Origin of the sequence: Acinetobacter modestus (genome assembly GCF_014636095.1) — a bacterium.
GTDB lineage: Bacteria > Pseudomonadota > Gammaproteobacteria > Pseudomonadales > Moraxellaceae > Acinetobacter > Acinetobacter modestus.
On sequence record NZ_BMDV01000001.1, the window covers coordinates 98,563 to 118,811 of the forward strand.

Here is a 20,249-nt window from a genome sequence, read left to right on the forward strand (position 1 = left end):
TGTTGAATGAAAATAAGATGTAAACAATTACATCAATGGGTATCTAACTTTTTGAATCCTTTAACTAAAGTATCCAATTCTTTTAATTGCGCCAAGAATGGCTCAAGCTGAGATAAACGCAAAGCACACGGTCCATCACATTTTGCGATTTCAGGTTCTGGATGTGCTTCCAAGAACAGACCCGCTAAACCTGTTGCCATACCTGCACGCGCTAAAGTCGTGATTTGAGCACGGCGACCACCAGCAGAGTCAGCACGTCCACCAGGCGTTTGCAATGCATGCGTTACATCAAAGAATACGGGTACGTTCATTTCTTTCATGATGTCGAAGCCAAGCATATCTACAACTAAGTTGTTATAGCCAAATGCTGAACCACGTTCACAAAGAATGAGTTTATCGTTTCCAGCTTCCAAACATTTATGCAAAATATGGCGCATTTCGTGTGGTGCTAAGAATTGTGCTTTTTTGATATTGATAATGGCTTGAGTTTTTGCCATTGCTTCAACAAGATCCGTCTGGCGACTTAAGAAAGCTGGGAGTTGGATAATGTCCGCAACTTCAGCAACAGGCGCTGCTTGGTAAGGTTCATGAACGTCCGTAATAATTGGCACATTAAAATGTTTTTTAATGTCTGCAAGCCATTCAATCCCTTTTTCCAAACCTGGTCCTCGATAAGAGTTCAGGCTTGAACGGTTTGCTTTATCAAAGCTTGCCTTAAATACATAAGGAATATCTAAGCGTTTGCAAATATCAACATAAGTTTCAGCAATTTCAAATGCTAAATCTTTTGACTCTAATACGTTCATTCCGCCAAATAATACAAATGGCAAATGATTTGCCATTTGTATATCGCCTAAACGTACAACTTCTTGTGGTTTTAATTGTGACATTCAAACTTTCCCAGTTTATTTAAAACTTAGTACTTACTTTTGATGCTGTTTTTTTGCAGCTTCAATGAAACCAGCAAATAATGGATGACCATCACGTGGCGAGCTTGTAAATTCTGGGTGGAATTGTACAGCAATAAACCAAGGATGTTCAGGAATTTCTACAGTTTCAACTAAATGTTGTACTGATGAATAACCTGAAATTTTCATGCCCGCTTGTTCAAGTGTAGGAATGAAACGATCATTCATTTCATAGCGATGACGGTGACGCTCTGTAATTTCAGCTTTACCATAGACTGCACGTGTTTTCGTGCCCTCAACCAATTCAGACTTTTGTGCACCCAAACGCATCGTACCGCCAAGATCTGACTCAAGACTGCGTTGTTGTAATTCACCACGTTCATCTAACCATTCAGTGATTAAACCAATGAGTGGATACTTAGTTGAGCGATTGAATTCAGTTGAACTCGCTTCAGGCATACCTGCAACATTGCGTGCATACTCAATTACAGCCAACTGCATACCTAGACAAATACCAAGGAATGGAATCTTGTTTTCACGTGCATATTGAATGGCTTTCATTTTGCCTTCAGTACCACGCTCACCGAAACCACCTGGTACTAAAATCGCATCAGCAGTGCTCAAAATACTCATATCTTGCTGTTCAAGGTCTTCAGCATTGACGTAGTCAATCTGAACTTTAACACGATTTTGAATACCTGCATGTAAAAGTGCTTCATTTACAGATTTATAAGCATCTGGTAATTCAACATATTTACCAACCATCGCAACACGAACCGTGTATTCAGGGTTCAATAATGCTTCTACCACATTATCCCAATCTTCAAGATTTGCTTCTGGAAGATCGCTGTAACCAAAACGTTCACAAATTAAATCGTCAACATTTTGTTCGTAAAATGTACGTGGAATTTGATAAATTGTTTTTGCATCTTTACAGACGACAACGGCACGCGCTTCAACATTGGTGAACAATGCAATTTTACGTTTAGTATCAACGTCAACATCATATTCAGTACGGCAGATTAAGATATCTGGCTGAATACCGATCGAAAGAAGTTCTTTAACTGAATGTTGGGTTGGCTTAGTTTTAAGTTCAGCAGCAGATTTGATATATGGCAATAACGTCAAGTGCATCAACATGGTACGTTTATGACCAAGCTCTACCATCAACTGGCGTACTGATTCCATAAAAGGAAGTGATTCGATATCACCAACTGTACCACCAATCTCAACGATCGCAACGTCGTAACCTTCACCTGCGCGAAGTACACGTTCTTTAATATTATCTGTAATATGTGGAATAACTTGAACCGTACCACCTAAGTAATCACCACGACGTTCTTTATTCAAAACGTCTTGATAGACACGACCGCTGGTAAAGTTATTCAGTTTGGTCATTTTCGCACGAAGTAAGAAACGTTCGTAATATCCCAAATCTAAGTCAGTTTCAGCACCATCCTCTGTGACGAAAACTTCACCGTGCTGAAATGGGCTCATGGTACCTGGATCTACATTAATGTATGGATCCATTTTTACCATAGTGACTTTCAAGCCACGAGCTTCCAAAAGTGCAGCAACAGAAGCAGCAGAAATACCTTTACCTAGTGATGAAACCACACCACCAGTGACAAAAATAAAATGGGTCATTGAGTTTCTCGTACAATCGAGCCGAAATCGGCCTACAATGTTGGGCAATTTTACTGTACTCTGCCCCTATAAAGCAAAGTCAAACCGCATCAATTCAAAGAACTATAAACAACTGACTATTCTATCAGCATTTTCGATAAAAATTTATGGGATTTGTGGATATTTCATCCATAAATTACGTTTAATTTATAAAAACAACTTTGGATGTGAAATAAATTCACTCGAAGATTTTGAACATGTTGCAGTTTCAACAGATATGCTGATGCAAGCATTTATAAAATATCAACAAACTCAATAAATCCTAGGGATTTTTTCATTTAATTTTACTGGTATAATCACTGGCATCTTTCATTCAATATGTAGCTTTAACAATGGCGAATAAAAAACTTTTAATTTGTGCTGCGCTTGCAACTGGTCTATTACTTACTGCTTGTGTCAAAAAAGAAGAGCCAAAAAATGAAGAACAATCAGAACAAACTTCTGAAGCACAAACGACTCAAGCAGCATCTCAACCACAACAAAACCAAGAATTTCAGCCTTTGGAAAGCGTAGATAAACCAGCAACGCCAGCTCCAGTGATTGAGATGAGTAGAGAAGAAACGCCAAATACAACTACAGAAATTCGTCGTGAAACTCGCCCAGCTCAAACAGCAGAAGAGACAACAACGGCACAAGCTGAACAACCAAAACCTGCGCAAACTGAACAGAAACCAGCGAAAGTTGAACAACCTAAAGTAGTCAAACCCGCTCCAGCACAAACTGAAGACGATGCAGTTGCGGCAGCGATTGCAGCAGCAACACCTGCATTAAATAATTAATTTATTTAACTTCTCAAAAAAGCCATGAGTCGTTGTAAAGCGACTCGTGGTTTTTTTATAGCCTAGAAATTAGGAGTAGTGTTTAAAAAAGTCTGCCATCAGTCGTGATGCCCACGATTTCACTTCTAAACTTTCGTAAAAACCACAGTGGCTTCCTTTCTTTGTTGTAACTACAGCAATATTTTCCATTTGCTGAATAGCCTCTTTATAAGGCTCTAAATTTTTAATTGAACAAACAGGATCATCTTCTGCATTCAGCACCATCAATGGAATTTTAATATTCTCCAATACATAAATTGGATTAATTGCTTTACAGTAACTTTGATAATCTTCAAAACCTGCCATTTCGAAATATTCTTTCTCAAAGGCTTCTAAGTTTGTTGTTGCTAATACCTTTTTTAGTGAAGCAACCTGATTCCATGTATTTTCATAAGGGTAAATAAAGTATTTGAATAATTTTTTAGTCATCATTTTACTATAAAAAGGATGTACATTTTTAAAGCCAATTTCAGTGTTATAGCCAGGACACATTGCAAAAGCTGCTTTAAATGGTGTGTCGAGGCCTTGCTCGCCAAGATAACGCACTAAAAGTCCTGTTCCTGCTGACGAACCTACTGCATACAAATCTGATTTTGGGAAAAGAGTTTGAATATGGTTCAGTTGCTCTCGTAAATCGTCAGTCAAACCAAAAAGAGAAATACGAGGTACTGGCATAGGTAAACCTGCATGTCCACGGCGTAAACAAAGTGCAATTCGCCAACCCGTATATGCATGTAAGTCTTTAACAAGTTCACGCATACTTTCTGGCGTACCTGTAATCGTATGCATAATTACGATTGTAGGCGTTTCGGCCGGAAGATTATAACCATACCACGCAACTGCAGTAACGCCACCATCTTGCATGATGAGTTGGTCAATGCGGTCGTATTCAAGCTTAATTGTTTTTTTTCTAATGATATCAAAATATAAAAGATGTACATGAGTATTACTAAGCCAAGGTGTTGGGCGATACTTTTTCTTTAACTGAGGTAATTTTTCCAAAACGTCTTTTATTTTCCCTTTCGGGTCATAGTACATTTTGGGTTGCTCGGCACCAAGTACAGAATCAAGCAGCTCAGAGCCTAAAACTTTAATTTTATCTAAAGCAGATATACCCATATTCAATAAAAACCTCTATCTAACCACGAGTAAATGTTTGTCGCACCAATGTCGCGACCTGTTGCCCCCACATAGCATAGATTTCTTTACTTGGATGAAAGCCATCACTTGCCATAGATAAATTCATCGCCTGAAAATTTTTAATATCGTATTCAATAAATCTAAATTGTGGCTGTGGCGCTAACCACTGTTTTAATGTTTGATTCATTTGTTCTGCATATTGCCCAAATAACCATGCTAATGGATTGGGTAATGCAGGAAAATGCTGCATTGGCGGGACTCCAGACACAATAATCAATTTTGGCTGAAAATGATTTTGTATTTGAGTAAATAATTGTTTTTGTTGTTTTATCCAAGTTTTAGCAGAAATTAATTTAGTCACATCATTAACACCAACTGAAGTGACGACTACATCATATTTTTTGGGTTCTAATTGCTGGATCGCTTGATAAACTTGTTTTGTTGTATCACCAGTTTTTGCATGCAATTTCCAGTGCAACAAATATTCCTTTTTTAATTCTGAAATAATCGCACCAGATAAAGCATCTTGCTGGGTCTCAACACCAACCCCAGCTGCTGCTGAATCGCCTAAAATTAGTAAAGAGAGTGGCTGTCCTTGTCCAATAAGACCATCACGATCACCACTCGCTTCTAAAAGTCGTGGTGTGTTTTTACGAACATTCACACCCTGTATTACAATTACAGGTAATAATGCAAAAGTTGAAAGTTTTAACCACATATTAATGATCTCAATATTACTTAGGCTATTTTACTGAGATGCGTTTGGCTGATATTGTGCGAATCGTGCACCCATCTTTTCTGCTAAAGCTGCCAAACCACTCATTGGACGAATCATCACTTCAAAATCAATGATTTTCCCCTGCGCATTAAAACGAACCATATCAATACCTTTAAGCGATTTTCCACTTACATTAGCACTGAACTCCAACACGACATTTTCACCATCTTCAGTGTAGAACTCACGGTGATAAGTAAAGTTTTCAAACACCTGAATCACATTCGTTAAAATGAAGAAAACTACATGTTTTCCTTCATAAGGCTTAAAAGCAACAGGTGAACGAAATACCACATCGTCAGCTAATAAATCATTTAAATTTGAAAGGTCACCTGTTTTGATCATCTGATGCCATTTTTCTAGCGCTTGCTTGGTTATTTCGATTGTCATTGTAATTTCCTTATATTTTAGCTAATGAAGTTTGAGACATTCTCTTAACATAGAGAATGTCTCATCTTTTACTTATAGAACTGCTGCTAACTCAGCACCTTGACGAATCGCACGTTTAGCGTCTAATTCACCAGCTTCCTTCGCACCACCAATCAAGTGAACATTCTTACCATCTGCTTTAAGTTGATCGAACATTGCTGTATATGATTCTTGACCAGCACAAATCACAACATTATCAACGTCTAAAACTGTGGTCTGACCATTTACGGTAATATGTAAACCTTGATCATCCACTTTGTCGTAACTTGCACCAGCAATCATTTTCACATCGCGATGTTTTAAGCCTGTACGATGAATCCAACCAGTCGTTTTACCTAATCCAGCACCAACAGCTGCTGTTTTACGTTGTAATAAGTAAATCTCACGTTCAGATTTCTCTAGCTCAGGTTGCTTTAAACCACCTACATGGGCATAGCTCGTATCAATACCCCACTCCGCATAGAATTTTTCAGGATTCAAACTACCACTATCACCTTCATGGCTTAAATACTCCGCTGTATCAAAGCCAATACCACCAGCACCAATAATCGCAACACGCTTACCGACTGGAACACGCTCTTTTAATACTTGGATGTAGCTCAATACTTTTGGATGATCAATACCTTCAAATTGTAATTGACGCGGTGTTACCCCTGTTGCAACAACAATCTCATCATAATTAGCTTGGCTGAGTTCTTCATAAGTCACTGTATGATTGAGTACCAGCTCAATATTCGGCTGTAACTCAATCTGACGTTTGAAATAGCGTAAAGTTTCGTAAAATTCTTCTTTACCGGGAATAGTCTTAGCGATATTAAACTGACCACCAATCTGATTATTTGAATCAAACACTTTAACTTTATGGCCACGACTCGCTGCATACATTGCAAAACTTAGACCCGCTGGACCTGCGCCAATTACTGCAATATTTTTTATTGCATTTGTTTCTTTAAAAATCAGCTCAGTTTCATAACATGCACGTGGATTGACTAAGCATGTTGCAATCTTCATTGAGAAAATATGATCTAAACATGCTTGGTTACAACCAATACACGTATTAATTTCATCACTACGACCTTCACTCGCTTTCAATACAAAATCGGCATCAGCCAACATTGGGCGAGCCATCGAAATCATATCTGCATGACCTGAAGCCAGTACATGTTCAGCCATTTCAGGTGTATTGATACGGTTCGATGTGATTAAAGGAATTGAAACTGAGCCTTTTAGCTTTTCAGTTACCCATGTAAATGCAGCACGTGGTACTTTCGTTGCAATCGTTGGAATACGTGCTTCGTGCCAACCAATCCCTGTATTGATAATTGTTGCACCTGCTTTTTCAATTTCTTTAGCAAGTTGTACAACTTCTTCTAAACTTGAACCACCTTCGACTAAATCAAGCATCGATAAACGATAAATAATAATAAAGTTTTCGCCAACTAAGTCACGAGTACGTTTAACGATTTCAATAGGAAAGCGGATACGATTTTCATAACTACCGCCCCATTCATCATCACGGTGGTTAGTACGAGCAGCAATGAATTCATTAATCAAGTAACCTTCTGAACCCATGATTTCAACGCCATCGTAACCTGCATATTGTGCAAGCTTGGCACAGTTTGCAAAATCATCAATCGTTTGCTGAACTTCTGCTGAACTGAGGGCTTTTGGTTTAATCGGATTAATAGGTGCTTGAATCGCTGATGGCGCAACATTATTTGCTTGATAAGAATAACGCCCTGTATGCAAAATTTGCATTGCGATCTTTCCACCAGCCTCATGTACAGCTTGAGTAACAACTTTATGCTTTTCAGCTTCTTCGACTGTATCTAATTTTGTACCATGCGCAAATACAACACCATCATCATTTGGAGAAACACCGCCAGTTACAATCAGACTTACACCACCTTTGGCACGTTCTGCATAAAATGCAGCCATACGTTCATAGCCTTGAGGTGCTTCCTCTAAACCAATATGCATAGAGCCCATAAGCACACGGTTCTTTAATGTGGTAAACCCCAAGTCAAGTGGTTGTAATAAATGTGGATAAGCTGACATGTTTTCTCCTTTGGCTAGCAATCTGCTTGCTAATGCAACTTGTTGCATAAAGTTATAAACAAGATTTGATTTTTATGCAACATATTGCATAATTCTGATGAGTCATTTTTTATTACGGATCATCATGTCACTTGCCCATGTTTTATTGACAAGCTTATTAGAGAAACCAAGTACAGGTTTTGATTTAGCTCGTCGTTTTGACCGTTCAATGGGCTTCTTTTGGAACGCGACTCATCAGCAAATTTACCGCGAACTCAATGGAATGCTGAAAAAAGGATGGATTTCTACATTAGAAGAACAAGCTGCCAATAGCCGTAAAAAAACTTATCAAGTTGAACAACTTGGAAGAATACAACTGGCTTCATGGATTGAACAACAGAGCGAACCTGCTCAACTCCGTGATGACCTCATGGTCAGATTAAGAGCAGAAGCACAGCTTGGCGGCAATAATATTTTGCCTGAACTTGAACGGCATCTAGAGCTTCATAAAGAAAAACTTAGTCTTTATCAAACAATCCATGATAAAGACTTTAAGAATAATGAACCTACTAATCGTGTCTTATTTATTCATAAAATGATTCTGGAACTCGGTATCATTAAAGAAATCGAATGGATAAGATGGTTAGAACAAATGATTCCTCAGCTTAAAAAGTTCGAACAAACAAACGAAATTGGAGAAAAATAATGCCGTTTTATACCATGCCTGACCAAGAAAAATTATTTGTACGTCGTGTGGGTGAAGGTGAACCTGTACTCGTACTCTCAGGACTAGGTATGCAAAGTTGGCAATGGCTTCCTTTTTTATTTGCGAGTCGCAAAAAATACGAATTTATTATTCCAGATTGGCGTGGTTTTGGTGGTTCAAAAGATTGTGCTATACCAAATACTGACGCCATTTCGAGTCATTGGAATGATATAGATGCACTTATTAAACAATTAAAATTAGACCAATTTATCCTGATGGGTTATTCCATGGGGGCAACAACTGCAATGCATGGTATGAAACATGGCGATTTAGGGTCAAAGCTCAAAGCCTATTTACATATCGACCAAACACCCAAGATTTCGGTCGATGAAACTTGGCAATATGGGTTATTTGGTCAGAAACATTCGCAATTTAAAAACTTACTCCTTGATATTCAGACTTTATTATTGGAATACAAAGACGCTGTAATACTGGAAGATTTACCCAAAGAAATACGCTTTAAGCTAGTCAGTTTATGGGGAGCGTTTATTGAGCTACAAAGCAGCAATACATATAGTCCTAAAATTTTTAAAATTGCTTTAAATCGTCCATTATTACAAAAATACTTATTGCCTATTCAACGTCTTGATTACTTACTTTGGTATGTTGAAAATTATTTAAATCATGACGAAGATTATCGAGAAGCAATTAGCCATATCACTTGCCCGACTACCTTCTTCATCGGTCGTGAATCTTCATTGTACTCAGAAACAGGACAAACTATAGTAGCCAACAGTTTAGCAAATGCAAAAACTGTTTATTTCGAACGTTCTGGACATACGCCTCTAATTACTGAGCCAAGAAAATTTACCCAAGAGATTAGCCAATTTCTTAATCTATAATCTGTAGAATAGTTAAGCCTGAATAGCAAAAAGCCAATCATCACTGATTGGCTTTTTTAAATAAATTTTACTTTCGCATCTGCTCAGCAACATCCAACAACACTTGCGCCGTTTTATCCCAACCTAAACAACCATCGGTTACTGATTGCCCATATGTCATATCGCAAGAAATTTTTTGATTGCCATCAACCAAATGACTTTCAATCATCACACCACGAACTTTCGACTCAGTACGTTCTGCAATGATTTGCTTTAAAACATTCGGCTGCTGTAATGGATCTTTACCGCTATTCCCATGACTACAATCAATTACTAACGCAGGCATATGCTTATGTTTAAAGTGCATAGCTTGGATCGAAGCCAAATCATAATTAGTTCCATGATTTGAACCACGTAAAATCAAATGTGGTAAAGGATTTCCATTGCTATGCAAAATTGCAGGTAAGCCTTGTTGGGTCATACCTAAGAATTGATGACCATGCAGTGCAGACTGAATCGCATCCAAAGCAATTTGGATTGAACCATCTGTACCATTTTTGAAGCCAATACTGTACGGCATATGGCTAGAAATTTCACGATGGATTTGTGATTCACTGGTACGCGCACCTATTGCACCCCAAGCCAGTAAATCTTCAAAGTAACCTGTTGCCATTGGGCTTAAAATTTCGCTGGCAATCGGCAAGCCTTTTTCGATGAGTTGTAAATATAGCGCGCGAGACTTTTCTAGACCGAGTTGTAAATCTGATGATCCATCTAAATTTGGATCATATAAGAAACCTTTCCAGCCCACAGTAGTACGTGGTTTTTCAATATATGCACGCATCACCAAGAATATTTGATCTTTTACTTGTTCTTGTAGTTGTTGGAGGCGATCAGCATATTCGAGCACTGCGATAGGATCATGAATCGAGCAAGGACCCGTAATCACCATTAAGCGATGATCATGTCCAGATAAAATATTCTGAATCGTTTGACGATGTTTTGAAATTTGCTGCGTCAAAGTTGCAGACAAGGGATACTGTGCTTTGAGTTGTGATGGCAAGCTAAGCATTGATTCTTTTGTATGTGTTTGTGGTTGTGTCAAAGCAGTATTTAAAGCATTCATTTTTCAATTCCTTTGGACTGACCTTCTTCGCAGTCCTATCATTTATTTGAGCAAGTGTGATCTAAGTGATGTTGATTTTTTTGCAAAGTAAAACCAAAAAATCTTGCTAAAATATGAATAATTGAATGTATGCATGGTATTTCTCCTAAAATCATGATTGTTAAAGCATAAAAAAACCTGATCGGTGTTGCCGATCAGGTATTAACTGGTTGGGCAACCCTTTTTTGCTGCCCGAAACGCATCAGGCAACTACATATATTGCCAAAAATAAAAGTATGCGTTTGTGTTTACAGTATGCTTTAACATGTTTATTTCAAATATCTAAAAAACTGTTCCTAACCCTTAAATTACGCACTATTTCAGCATTTGACAAGCACTTTTTATCTTTTTTAATCAAAACTTCAAAATAGTAAAATTTGACCTTTCGTGTTTTCATCCATAGAATAGTTGAAAAATAAACCAATTGAGATTACGCCAATGAAGTAAGTTCTATTTCCATCATCAAAGTTCTTTTTTCTTTTTGATGTGCAAAATAGACTTATCTATCGTTTAGCGATTGTCATTCTAAAATTTATCTCGATCTTGCTATTTTGCATATCCTGTTTATGAGGTTTCTTATGACTCAACAGGCATGTATTGTTTCACACTTATCACTCGAATTAGCCCAGCAGAAATTGTTTGACCATCTGAATTTCCAACTTCCTTTACATCAGTTTACAGGACTGATCGGACGTAATGGTCAAGGGAAATCGCTATTGATGTCTCTTTTGCAAGAACAAACAGCATCACAACTGCCCTATTCAGGCCAAATCTCTTGGCAATGCCCACATCAACATCTGGCTCAACTCCAGCGAGTCCAAGCCAATACCATTGCTCAAGCCCTCGATATTGGCGATTTATATCTATGCTTTCAACGTATTCAACAAGGAATCGCATCATTTACGGATTACGATCTAGTCGAACATCTTTGGCACTTACCAACAGAATGGCAGCAACTTTTAGAAAGTGCAGGTTTACCTACAGCACTAGATACCCCAACTCAAAATTTGAGTGAGGGTCAAAAAACCAAACTTGCCCTTTGTCGTTTATTCCTATTGAAAGATCATTATCTGCTTTTGGATGAACCCAGCAATCATCTGGATGCCCAAGGACGACAATGGTTAATCGATCAAATGGCTCAACATCCTACTGGTGGGCTCATTATTAGCCATGACCGACAGCTTTTAGCGCATGTACAAGGTATTTTTATGCTCAATCAGTTTGGCATGTATTATTACGGTAATAACTACGCACTGTATCAACAACAGTATCAAGCACAAGTCGAAGCGTTATCACACGCTGTATCGCAAGAGAAACGTGAGCTGAAACAACTCAAGGAGCAGCAACATCAAAGCCAAATGAAAGCGCAAAAGCGTAAAAAAGTAGGTGAAAGAATAAGGGCTTCTGGCTCTCAAGCACCCATCTTATTAGATGCTAAGAAAGAACAGTCCGAGCAATCTCTTTCTCACCTACGCAAACAACAGATTAAACAACTTTCAGATGCAAAAGATGAATTACAGCAGAAGCAAACCCAACTTGAACATCATAAAACCCAATCTTTTGAGTTTACTCATACCATTGGTAAATCAGGAGAAATCCTACGTTGCCAGCAATTAAAACTTGCTTATGTCGAAACTAAACCTATTGATCTAGCGATGACTGCGGGAGATAAATTACATTTAAGCGGTGCAAATGGTACAGGTAAATCCACTTTACTGAAAACCATTCAAGGTTTAATTTCTCCGCTTGCAGGAGAAATTTATTGCAAAGTAAGTTCTATTTATCTGGATCAGAATCTTTCATTACTCGATGAAAATATATCTGCTGTTGAATATTTATGTGCTATTGATCCAAATCTGAATGAGCAACAAGCACGTACACGTTTAGGAAACCTACAAATCCGTAGAGATAAGGCGCTGAGCTCTTTAAGCAATTTAAGTGGTGGCGAACGTTTAAAAGTTGCTTTACTTGCCTTGAAACAACAGACTGTTGAGCTCTTACTTTTGGATGAACCAGAAAACCATCTCGATATTGAATCGCGTGAGTTACTCGCCCAAGCCATTGATTCTTTTCATGGCGCTGTGATATTGGTGTCGCATGATGAAAATTTTGTTAAAGAATGCGGAATCAATAAAAGTTATTTATTAAGTTAAGCTTTCGTTGCTATAGATCAGCATGGTAACGATGCGCACCATGCTGATTTCCGTTTAACGAACCACACCTTGCGGCTGCAAAATAATTAAGCCCGCCCCACACAAAACCACAAAACCACCTAGAATGTCCCACCGTGTCAGCATCACTTGATCAACATAACGCAACCAGATCAGGGCAGTAAAAATATAAATCCCACCATAGGCTGCATAAATACGACCTGTTGCCGCAGGATGCAAAGTCAGTAACCAAACAAAGACTGCTAAGCTTAAAGCCGTAGGAACCCATAACCAATGCGACTTTCCTTGATTCAAAATTAAATAAGGAAAATAACAACCTAAGATTTCAGCAATTGCTGTGACGAAAAATAACCCAAATACTTTAAGTACTTGGGTTATCGAGAAAGAAAGTTCAAACATTAAGCAGGTTCAGCACTCGGGTTAATATGATCTTCGAATACTTCCAATTTTAGACCCACGTCTTTGCCATTTTCTGTTTTTACAGAAACAGCAACGTTACCGCCATGCTCTGCAAGCTCACCAAATAAAATCATCTCTGCAAGCGGCTTTTTCAAATGCTCTTGAATCAGGCGTTGCATTGGACGAGCACCCATCAGGCGGTCATAACCATTAGCTGACAACCAATCACGAGCGCTTTGATCAACATCAAGTACCACTTGTTTCTCATCAAGTTGCGCTTGCAACTCAGTCAAGAATTTATCTACAACTGAATCGATAATTGTGGTTGGAAGTGCTTTAAATTGAATCACACCATCCAAACGGTTACGGAATTCAGGCGAGAATGCACGTTTCATTGCATCTTGGTTATCTGCGCTGTGATCTTGCTCAGTGAAACCAATACTCGCGCGAACAATACTTTCTGCACCGATATTGGTCGTAAGAACAATGATCACATTTCTAAAATCAGACTTACGGCCATTGTTATCTGTTAAAGCACCATGATCCATGACTTGTAACAACAAGTTGAATACATCTGGATGTGCTTTTTCAATTTCATCAAGCAACAGTACACAATGCGGATTTTTATGAATCGCATCTGTTAACAAACCGCCTTGATCATATCCAACATAGCCTGGAGGTGCACCAATCAAGCGAGAAACCGCATGGCGCTCCATATATTCAGACATATCAAAACGAACCAACTCGACACCGAGTAATTTCGCCAGTTGTTTCGTAACCTCGGTTTTACCCACACCTGTTGGACCTGCAAAGACAAAACTTCCCACTGGTTTATCTGGTGCTTTCAAGCCTGCACGAGATAATTTGATCGCTGATGCAAGTGCTGTAATCGCTTCATCTTGACCAAATACAACACGTTTAAGATCACGCTCTAGATTCTCAAGTACAGACTTGTCATCTTTAGACACTGTTTTCGGTGGAATACGCGCAATCTTAGAAACGATGTCCTCGATATTTTCAACAGAGATGGCTGTACCATCGACTTCAGCTTTCAAACGGCGTTGTGCACCAGCCTCATCAATCACATCAATCGCCTTATCTGGTAAAAAACGATCATTGATAAATTTAGCTGATAACTCAACAGCAGCGACGAGAGCCTTATCATCGTATTCAACATGATGGAAATCTTCGAACTTGCTTTTCAAGCCACGTAAAATTTCAATCGTTTCACCAATACTTGGTTCATTCACATCAATTTTCTGGAAACGACGTGATAAAGCATGGTCTTTCTCAAACACTTGACGATATTCTTGGAATGTCGTTGAACCAATGCAACGTAAGCTACCATTCGCCAAAGCAGGTTTAATCAAGTTCGATGCATCCATAGTGCTACCCATACTTGAGCCTGCACCAATAATCATATGAATTTCATCAATGAATAAGATCGCATTTGGATTCTTCTTCAAAGCATTCAACAATTGTTTTAAACGCTTCTCAAAGTCGCCACGATATTTAGTCCCTGCAACCAGAGCACCAATGTCTAAACTATAGACTTCAGCATTCGAAAGTGGTTTCGGTGCCTTGCCGTTAACAATCAACCACGCCAAGCCTTCCGCAATCGAGGTTTTACCTACACCCGGATCACCGACAAGCAACGGATTATTTTTACGACGTCGACATAAAATTTGTGCTGCACGCTCAATTTCTTTTTCACGTCCAATTAAAGGATCAGTTTTGCCCTTTTGTGCTTCGATATTTAAGTTAAGCGTGTATTGCTCAAGTGGCCCAGCATTTGCTGAAGCTGCACTTTCACCTTCAATATCTTCAACTTCTTCTTCAACTTGAATCTCATCTTTACGAGTGCCATGAGATAAATATTGTGTCAAAGTTAAACGGTTAATTTGATGACGTTTAAGTAAATAAACCGCGAACGAATCTCGTTCTGAATACATTGCAACTAGAACATCTGCACCTTCAACCGTACGGTCACCACCACTCGATTGAACATGGAAAATTGCACGTTGTAAAATTCGATCAAAGCTCTCTGTTGGATGAGGTGCTTGTTCACTATTATCACCAAGTTTTGGGGTATGTTGCTCTACATATTCCTCTAATTCTTTACGCAAGGTAACGATATCAGCACCGCATGCCTTTAACGCATTGACTGCTGAATCATTATCAAGTAAAGCAAGCAACAAGTGTTCAACTGTCAGAAACTCATGTCTCTTTTGACGAGCCATGCTAACAGCCAAACGTAACGATACTTCTAATTGACGACTGAGCATGTAACCCCCTTATATTTTGTGCTTTATCTAAAAGATAATATTAGAATAAAGCTGGTATTAACTTGGTTTGTCTGAGGCTATAAAGCGTTATCTAGTATACCTTTACAACAACACTTTACTTCATAATCTACAGTTAGCATTACTTGAGTATCTTGGTCAAGATTCAAAACAAAGTATTGTTGTAAAATTTCGATTACAAAGAGAATAAGACTCGTCTAATCGCTCAAAAATACAGCAAATCTGTTCTTTATTTATGAAACCGTATTAAACTTATGAAAAATTTTAATATGCTATGATCTTAGTTAAAGCCTAACAAATCATGTATAGGTTGAATATAAAGATAGTCAGTATATTGATTCATATTTTTAGCACAAAACAATATATGTTGATTTAGCACTTAAATCACAACAAAAAAGATAGCTTTGCTTTCTTAGCACTATTACTCACTACATATAAACCAACCATGATGCAAGGTCTCGCACCTGTGGAATGAAATTACGCAAGTGCGTTGCTTTTCTTAACGTCTTCACTCCCAGCATGGTTGTTCGTCTAATCGATTCTTCATCTTAACGCTGTTACTCGCAACATAGTTGCTCGTCTTGCGCTCGGAACAAAGCTTCGCTTTGTTTTTATCCTCGCTCAGGTTCGATCTGACACAATAATGGATGGCCTTGAGATCGGGCAAAGTTATTCACTTGATTCGCTTTTGTTTCTGCAATATCACGTGGGTAAATGCCTGCAGTACCTTTGCCTTCATAATGAACCGTCAACATCACCTGACTTGCTTGATCAAGATTCATTCCAAAATAACTTTGTAATACCTCAATAACAAAATCCATTGGTGTGTAATCATCATTCAGTAAAACAACAGCGTATAGTGGCGGTTTTTTTAATTCAGGTGGTGCGGTCTGAACAATGACTTCGCCATCATGATCCTCTTGCGAGTCACTTAAACGTGGATTTAAGTGCCAATCGACATATCCAGATTGATGAAAGGCATTTTTCACTTCACTTAAATTCATTTGACGTTTATATCTTCGCATATCCAGTTCTTACTAAATTTTATTGAGCATTTGCTTCAGCTTGAGAAATTTCTGATACAAAAGCAGAACTCACATCAACAGGTTGACCACGTTGCCAACTAAAGCGTTTAATCACTGGTGTAGGTGAACCAGATAAACGAACTTCAATAAACTGAGGTGTGAAACCTTTAGGCATGGTCCAGCGCCCAGTCAACCGTTCAAAATCATCGAAATTAAAATTGGCATCTTCTAATGGTACAACCAGAACTTCTGTATCTTTAATTAACCTTAATTCAACACTACCAACAGCTCGGCGTTTATTTGGGTTCACTTGAACTAAGTCCAGTTGATATTCAAAAGCATTTTCTGGTAAAGATTTAATCGCTAAATTTTGTACAGTTAAGCTAACACCACCACGTTGTCTTAAAATTTCACGATAAATAGCATTCATACTCTCAAACTGAGTTTTATCAGCATTGGCTTGATTAATACCTTTAAATAACTCATCAGCATTACTGACTGCCATATCACGTTCTTGAACAGCAGCATTTAAGCTTTTACTAACTGAGTCCAAGGCTGACTTTTGCTTTTGTACGACATCGACAAGTTGTTCAGCATCGGCATCATAACCAACAACAGTCAAACCTTGACGATGCCCAACAGTATATCCCAACATAAAACTACTACCAATCAGTAATGTAGCAGCAATCACTAAAGGCAAATTCGTCTTGAGGAATTTATTTTTTTTAACGGAACTTTCTGGTGAAGTAGTCGGTTCAGCGTTTTCCATCATCATCTCTATCGTTATGATTTACATCAAAGCACACATTTAAATCCAAATTTAAATGTGTGTGAAGTAAAAAAGCGTTTTTTATGGTAATAAACCAATACCTTCTAAGCCAGCAGCTTCATCAAAATTGAACATTAAATTCATATTTTGAATCGCTTGACCTGCTGCACCTTTCACTAAATTGTCTTGCGCAACTAATAAGATCAATTTATTTGGTTGAGGTTGATATAAAGCAATACGTAGCTCATTTGCACCGCGCACACTACGTGTTTCAGGCGAACTATTTGCTGGCATTACATCAACAAAACGTTCATTTTCATAGAAACGCTCATACAATGCTTGTAGATCTATATTCTGAGCTTGCTCAGTTAAATCGACATAAATTGTACTCAACATACCACGAATCATCGGTACAAGATGTGGAACAAAAATAAGATGATTAAATTGCCCCTTTTCACCTGAAATGTTTTCTAAAGCTTCAACAATTTCCGGATGATGACGATGTCCAGCTACACCATAAGCTTTAAAATTGTCAGCATTTTCACTGTAAATCATGCCTAAACTAGCTTTGCGACCTGCGCCCGAAACACCAGACTTTGCATCGATGATAATACTTTGTGGATTGATCAATTTTTCTGAAGCTTTTAGTAGAGGAGCTAAACCCAACTGTACTGTTGTAGGGTAACAACCGGGATTACCAATCACTTGAGCTGTTCTAATTTTTTCACGATTTAGTTCAGTTAAACCATACACTGAATCGACTAATACATCTGGACAGCTATGTTGCATGCCGTACCATTTTTCAAATTCAGATAAATTTTGCAATCGAAAATCTGCAGCAAGATCAATTACTTTAACATCAGAAGCTATCAACTCTTCCGCATGTTGCATTGCAACTCCATGTGGCGTTGCAAAAAAAACAACATCACACTGCTTTAATGCATCTAGGTCAAGATCGGAGAACTCTAAATCGGTGTGCCCTCTTAAGCTTGGGAACATATCTGCAACACGTTTTCCTGCTTCAGTTCGAGATGTTAAAACACGTACTTGGGCTTGTGGATGCCTTAATAAAAGACGTAATAATTCGACGCCTGTATATCCAGTTCCACCGACGATGCCAACAGAAATCACGTGCTCTACCTCAAACTATAAATAGTGGTTGTAGTATGGCAGTTTGACGCCATTTCCACAATCCATAACCCTATAAGTTATATAGCATTTCTAAGTTACAACTTGAGGAATTGATTTTGTATCCAGCTAAAGTTAGTAAAAATATAAAAACTTCTAAAAACAAAAATGTAAATTTAACAACTTATTTTCACTTAACTGGTCGCTATAACATTAAAAACAGTGTAAAAGTTCTGTCAAATTGTTTTATATAAATTCAATTTTACCACTGGTCAAGAAATACTATTGAATCATCTAAGTATTCGCATAGAATAAAAACCATGCGGTAATAATAAATTTCATGGATGCTAAATTTTGGAGAGCTGGAATGCCTTCTTTGAGATCAAAACAAAGATTAAACCAATACATCAGTTTAGGCGTAAGCAGTATTTTTTTGCTTAGTCCAGCTTTTCTAGTAGGCTGTGGAAGCGGTGAAAGCGAGGCACAATATGTCCCACCCACTCCAGAGGTTGTGATTCCAAAGCCTAAAAACTTCGATATTAAAGTTCCAGTAGAAATGCGTGATGTTATAGTCAAAGTATATGATAATTTTGACAATACACTAATATTAGAACAACAGGTCACTACCACATCAGATCTTAGTCTCATTTTACCTAGAGTTCTAAATACTGATCATTTATACAGAATTGAAATCTCTACTACGCCTAATTCTTTTATTTATGATTTCCTTAGTGCGCAATATAAAAAATTTTCTTTTACATTAAATGCATTAGTTGAAGTAAATACCAGCAACTTAATCCAAACAATCTATATAAATCCTAGTTCAGAAGCAATATATCAACGGGCTATTATCAGATCAGGGCAGCTTCCCACTGACAAATTTAACTCAACTTTGGTAAGTGCTTTACAGTTACAGCTTGCAACGAGTGATGTTAATAGTGCTCTATTGAGTGCTTACTCAGGGTTAGATTTACCAAATTTATCTCCTACAACATTAGTTTCAACATTTAAATCTAATAATCTAACTCCATTTAATTCTTATAATTATACGAATATATATTTAAAATTTGGCTATATACAGCAATGGGCAAATGCATATCCTGATGATAACGCATTTGTTGAGTTCACAAAGAATTTAGCTATCGATTTAAAAGATGGCTATTTAGATGCTAAAAAAATTCGCGGTGACGCGACACCTCTCGTATCAATAATCACTTCCGCACCTGAAAATACAGATAGTAGTAAGAATACTTTAATTAATATAGCGGCAAATCAAAAAAGTACTAGAGATCAATATGCAACTCTTTTAAAGACTGCTGTATTAAAGCTCGCAGAGAATTATCAGCAACTAAGTGAAAATCCTTCTGGTTATCTATTACTTCAGCAGAAATTATATGCTGGAACAGATCCAAAAACTGAATCCTTTGAAAATATTAGACTTAATGGAGCTGGAGATTATCGTCGTGCTATAGGTTTTTCTCTTAATACGATTCAATCAACTTGTTATGGTTCGACATATCTATGCCAATCAGGTATTAGTGGAATCAATAACACCTTCAACTTAAACGAACCCTCTATCGAATATTTAATTGGTAATTACGAAGATAAAATTAACGATTGCAAACTAAATATCAGAGCTAATGGCGTTTTAGAACTACAAAAAGGTACTCAAATCTTCACTTCAAAACTTGATGGGGATAGTACTGATAATTTAATGCTGATAAATAATACAAGTCAAAATTACCTACTCAATAGTAGTTCTACTGACATCGACTTTACTTTACAAAAATACAAGTTTATTCAAATAAAACTAAATGGTAATCAAGTATTAAGTGCTAGTGCAGGTCTAGATACTCGCAAGGCACCTGATCAACTACAAACAACTCAACTTGAATGTAGTTTTATTTGA

Annotated in this window: 17 protein-coding genes and 1 pseudogene; 5 read left to right on the plus strand and 13 right to left on the minus strand. The window is 37.7% G+C overall.

All coding sequences use genetic code 11. From position 1 onward, the window contains the following. Positions 1–32: 32 nt before the first annotated feature. Both kdsA and pyrG read right to left on the minus strand, forming a co-directional pair. Positions 33–890: a 3-deoxy-8-phosphooctulonate synthase gene (gene kdsA / locus IEV17_RS00485; RefSeq protein ID WP_004653722.1), complete on the minus strand. Its 858-nt coding sequence runs from the start codon at positions 888–890 to the stop codon at positions 33–35. 33 nt (positions 891–923) lie between these two features. Continuing rightward, positions 924–2,555, minus strand: coding sequence for a CTP synthase (gene pyrG, locus IEV17_RS00490; protein WP_004662252.1), 1,632 nt, complete (start codon positions 2,553–2,555; stop codon positions 924–926). Positions 2,556–2,926: 371 nt separating this feature from the next. Between pyrG and IEV17_RS00495 the strand changes: the two genes are divergently transcribed. Next, positions 2,927–3,373, plus strand: a complete 447-nt coding sequence (locus IEV17_RS00495) for a hypothetical protein (protein ID WP_004662254.1) — start codon at positions 2,927–2,929, stop codon at positions 3,371–3,373. Between the two features lie 69 nt (positions 3,374–3,442). On the opposite strand, the gene IEV17_RS00500 is transcribed toward IEV17_RS00495, so the two are convergent. From IEV17_RS00500 to IEV17_RS00515, 4 genes are all read right to left on the minus strand, one after another. Further along, positions 3,443–4,531, minus strand: coding sequence for a YheT family hydrolase (locus tag IEV17_RS00500; RefSeq protein WP_004662256.1), 1,089 nt, complete (start codon positions 4,529–4,531; stop codon positions 3,443–3,445). Between the two features lie 19 nt (positions 4,532–4,550). Then, a complete protein-coding gene (locus IEV17_RS00505) occupies positions 4,551–5,270 on the minus strand; it encodes an SGNH/GDSL hydrolase family protein (protein WP_004662258.1) in 720 nt (239 codons plus the stop codon). A 30-nt stretch (positions 5,271–5,300) separates the two neighbouring features. Next, positions 5,301–5,717: a nuclear transport factor 2 family protein gene (locus IEV17_RS00510; RefSeq protein ID WP_004662261.1), complete on the minus strand. Its 417-nt coding sequence runs from the start codon at positions 5,715–5,717 to the stop codon at positions 5,301–5,303. Between the two features lie 72 nt (positions 5,718–5,789). Then, complete coding sequence (locus IEV17_RS00515) at positions 5,790–7,814, minus strand: NADPH-dependent 2,4-dienoyl-CoA reductase (RefSeq protein ID WP_004662263.1); 2,025 nt, start codon at positions 7,812–7,814, stop codon at positions 5,790–5,792. A gap of 124 nt (positions 7,815–7,938) precedes the next feature. Between IEV17_RS00515 and IEV17_RS00520 the strand changes: the two genes are divergently transcribed. Further along, entirely contained in the window at positions 7,939–8,499 is a 561-nt protein-coding gene (locus IEV17_RS00520) for a PadR family transcriptional regulator (protein WP_004662266.1), read from the plus strand. Beyond that, positions 8,499–9,401 (plus strand): alpha/beta fold hydrolase, encoded by a 903-nt coding sequence (locus IEV17_RS00525; RefSeq protein WP_004662267.1) that lies wholly within the window; start codon positions 8,499–8,501, stop codon positions 9,399–9,401. The genes IEV17_RS00520 and IEV17_RS00525 overlap by 1 nt, the downstream gene beginning before the upstream one ends. Before the next feature lie 67 nt (positions 9,402–9,468). Here IEV17_RS00525 and IEV17_RS00530 read toward each other — a convergent pair whose 3' ends face one another. Beyond that, a complete protein-coding gene (locus tag IEV17_RS00530; RefSeq protein WP_004662269.1) occupies positions 9,469–10,506 on the minus strand; it encodes a 3-deoxy-7-phosphoheptulonate synthase in 1,038 nt (345 codons plus the stop codon). 617 nt (positions 10,507–11,123) lie between these two features. Between IEV17_RS00530 and IEV17_RS00535 the strand changes: the two genes are divergently transcribed. Further along, positions 11,124–12,698, plus strand: a complete 1,575-nt coding sequence (locus IEV17_RS00535; protein WP_004662272.1) for an ATP-binding cassette domain-containing protein — start codon at positions 11,124–11,126, stop codon at positions 12,696–12,698. Between the two features lie 54 nt (positions 12,699–12,752). On the opposite strand, the gene IEV17_RS00540 is transcribed toward IEV17_RS00535, so the two are convergent. The 6 genes and pseudogenes from IEV17_RS00540 to argC form a co-directional block, all read right to left on the minus strand. Continuing rightward, positions 12,753–13,115: a YnfA family protein gene (locus IEV17_RS00540; protein ID WP_004662273.1), complete on the minus strand. Its 363-nt coding sequence runs from the start codon at positions 13,113–13,115 to the stop codon at positions 12,753–12,755. Then, positions 13,115–15,400 (minus strand): ATP-dependent Clp protease ATP-binding subunit ClpA, encoded by a 2,286-nt coding sequence (clpA, locus tag IEV17_RS00545; RefSeq protein WP_004662276.1) that lies wholly within the window; start codon positions 15,398–15,400, stop codon positions 13,115–13,117. The genes IEV17_RS00540 and clpA overlap by 1 nt, the downstream gene beginning before the upstream one ends. 113 nt (positions 15,401–15,513) lie before the next feature. Next, positions 15,514–15,600, minus strand: a pseudogene (locus IEV17_RS00550) (ATP-dependent Clp protease adapter ClpS); the annotation flags it as partial. A 429-nt stretch (positions 15,601–16,029) separates the two neighbouring features. Continuing rightward, positions 16,030–16,443 (minus strand): ATP-dependent Clp protease adapter ClpS, encoded by a 414-nt coding sequence (clpS, locus tag IEV17_RS00555; RefSeq protein WP_004662278.1) that lies wholly within the window; start codon positions 16,441–16,443, stop codon positions 16,030–16,032. A gap of 19 nt (positions 16,444–16,462) precedes the next feature. Further along, positions 16,463–17,212: a DUF6776 family protein gene (locus IEV17_RS00560; RefSeq protein WP_004662280.1), complete on the minus strand. Its 750-nt coding sequence runs from the start codon at positions 17,210–17,212 to the stop codon at positions 16,463–16,465. An 81-nt stretch (positions 17,213–17,293) separates the two neighbouring features. Beyond that, the gene (gene argC, locus IEV17_RS00565; RefSeq protein WP_004662282.1) at positions 17,294–18,343 is read right to left on the minus strand and encodes an N-acetyl-gamma-glutamyl-phosphate reductase; all 1,050 of its coding nucleotides are present in this window, start codon (positions 18,341–18,343) and stop codon (positions 17,294–17,296) included. Between the two features lie 364 nt (positions 18,344–18,707). Here argC and IEV17_RS00570 point away from each other — a divergent pair, with 364 nt between their 5' ends. Continuing rightward, complete coding sequence (locus tag IEV17_RS00570) at positions 18,708–20,249, plus strand: hypothetical protein (RefSeq protein ID WP_004662283.1); 1,542 nt, start codon at positions 18,708–18,710, stop codon at positions 20,247–20,249.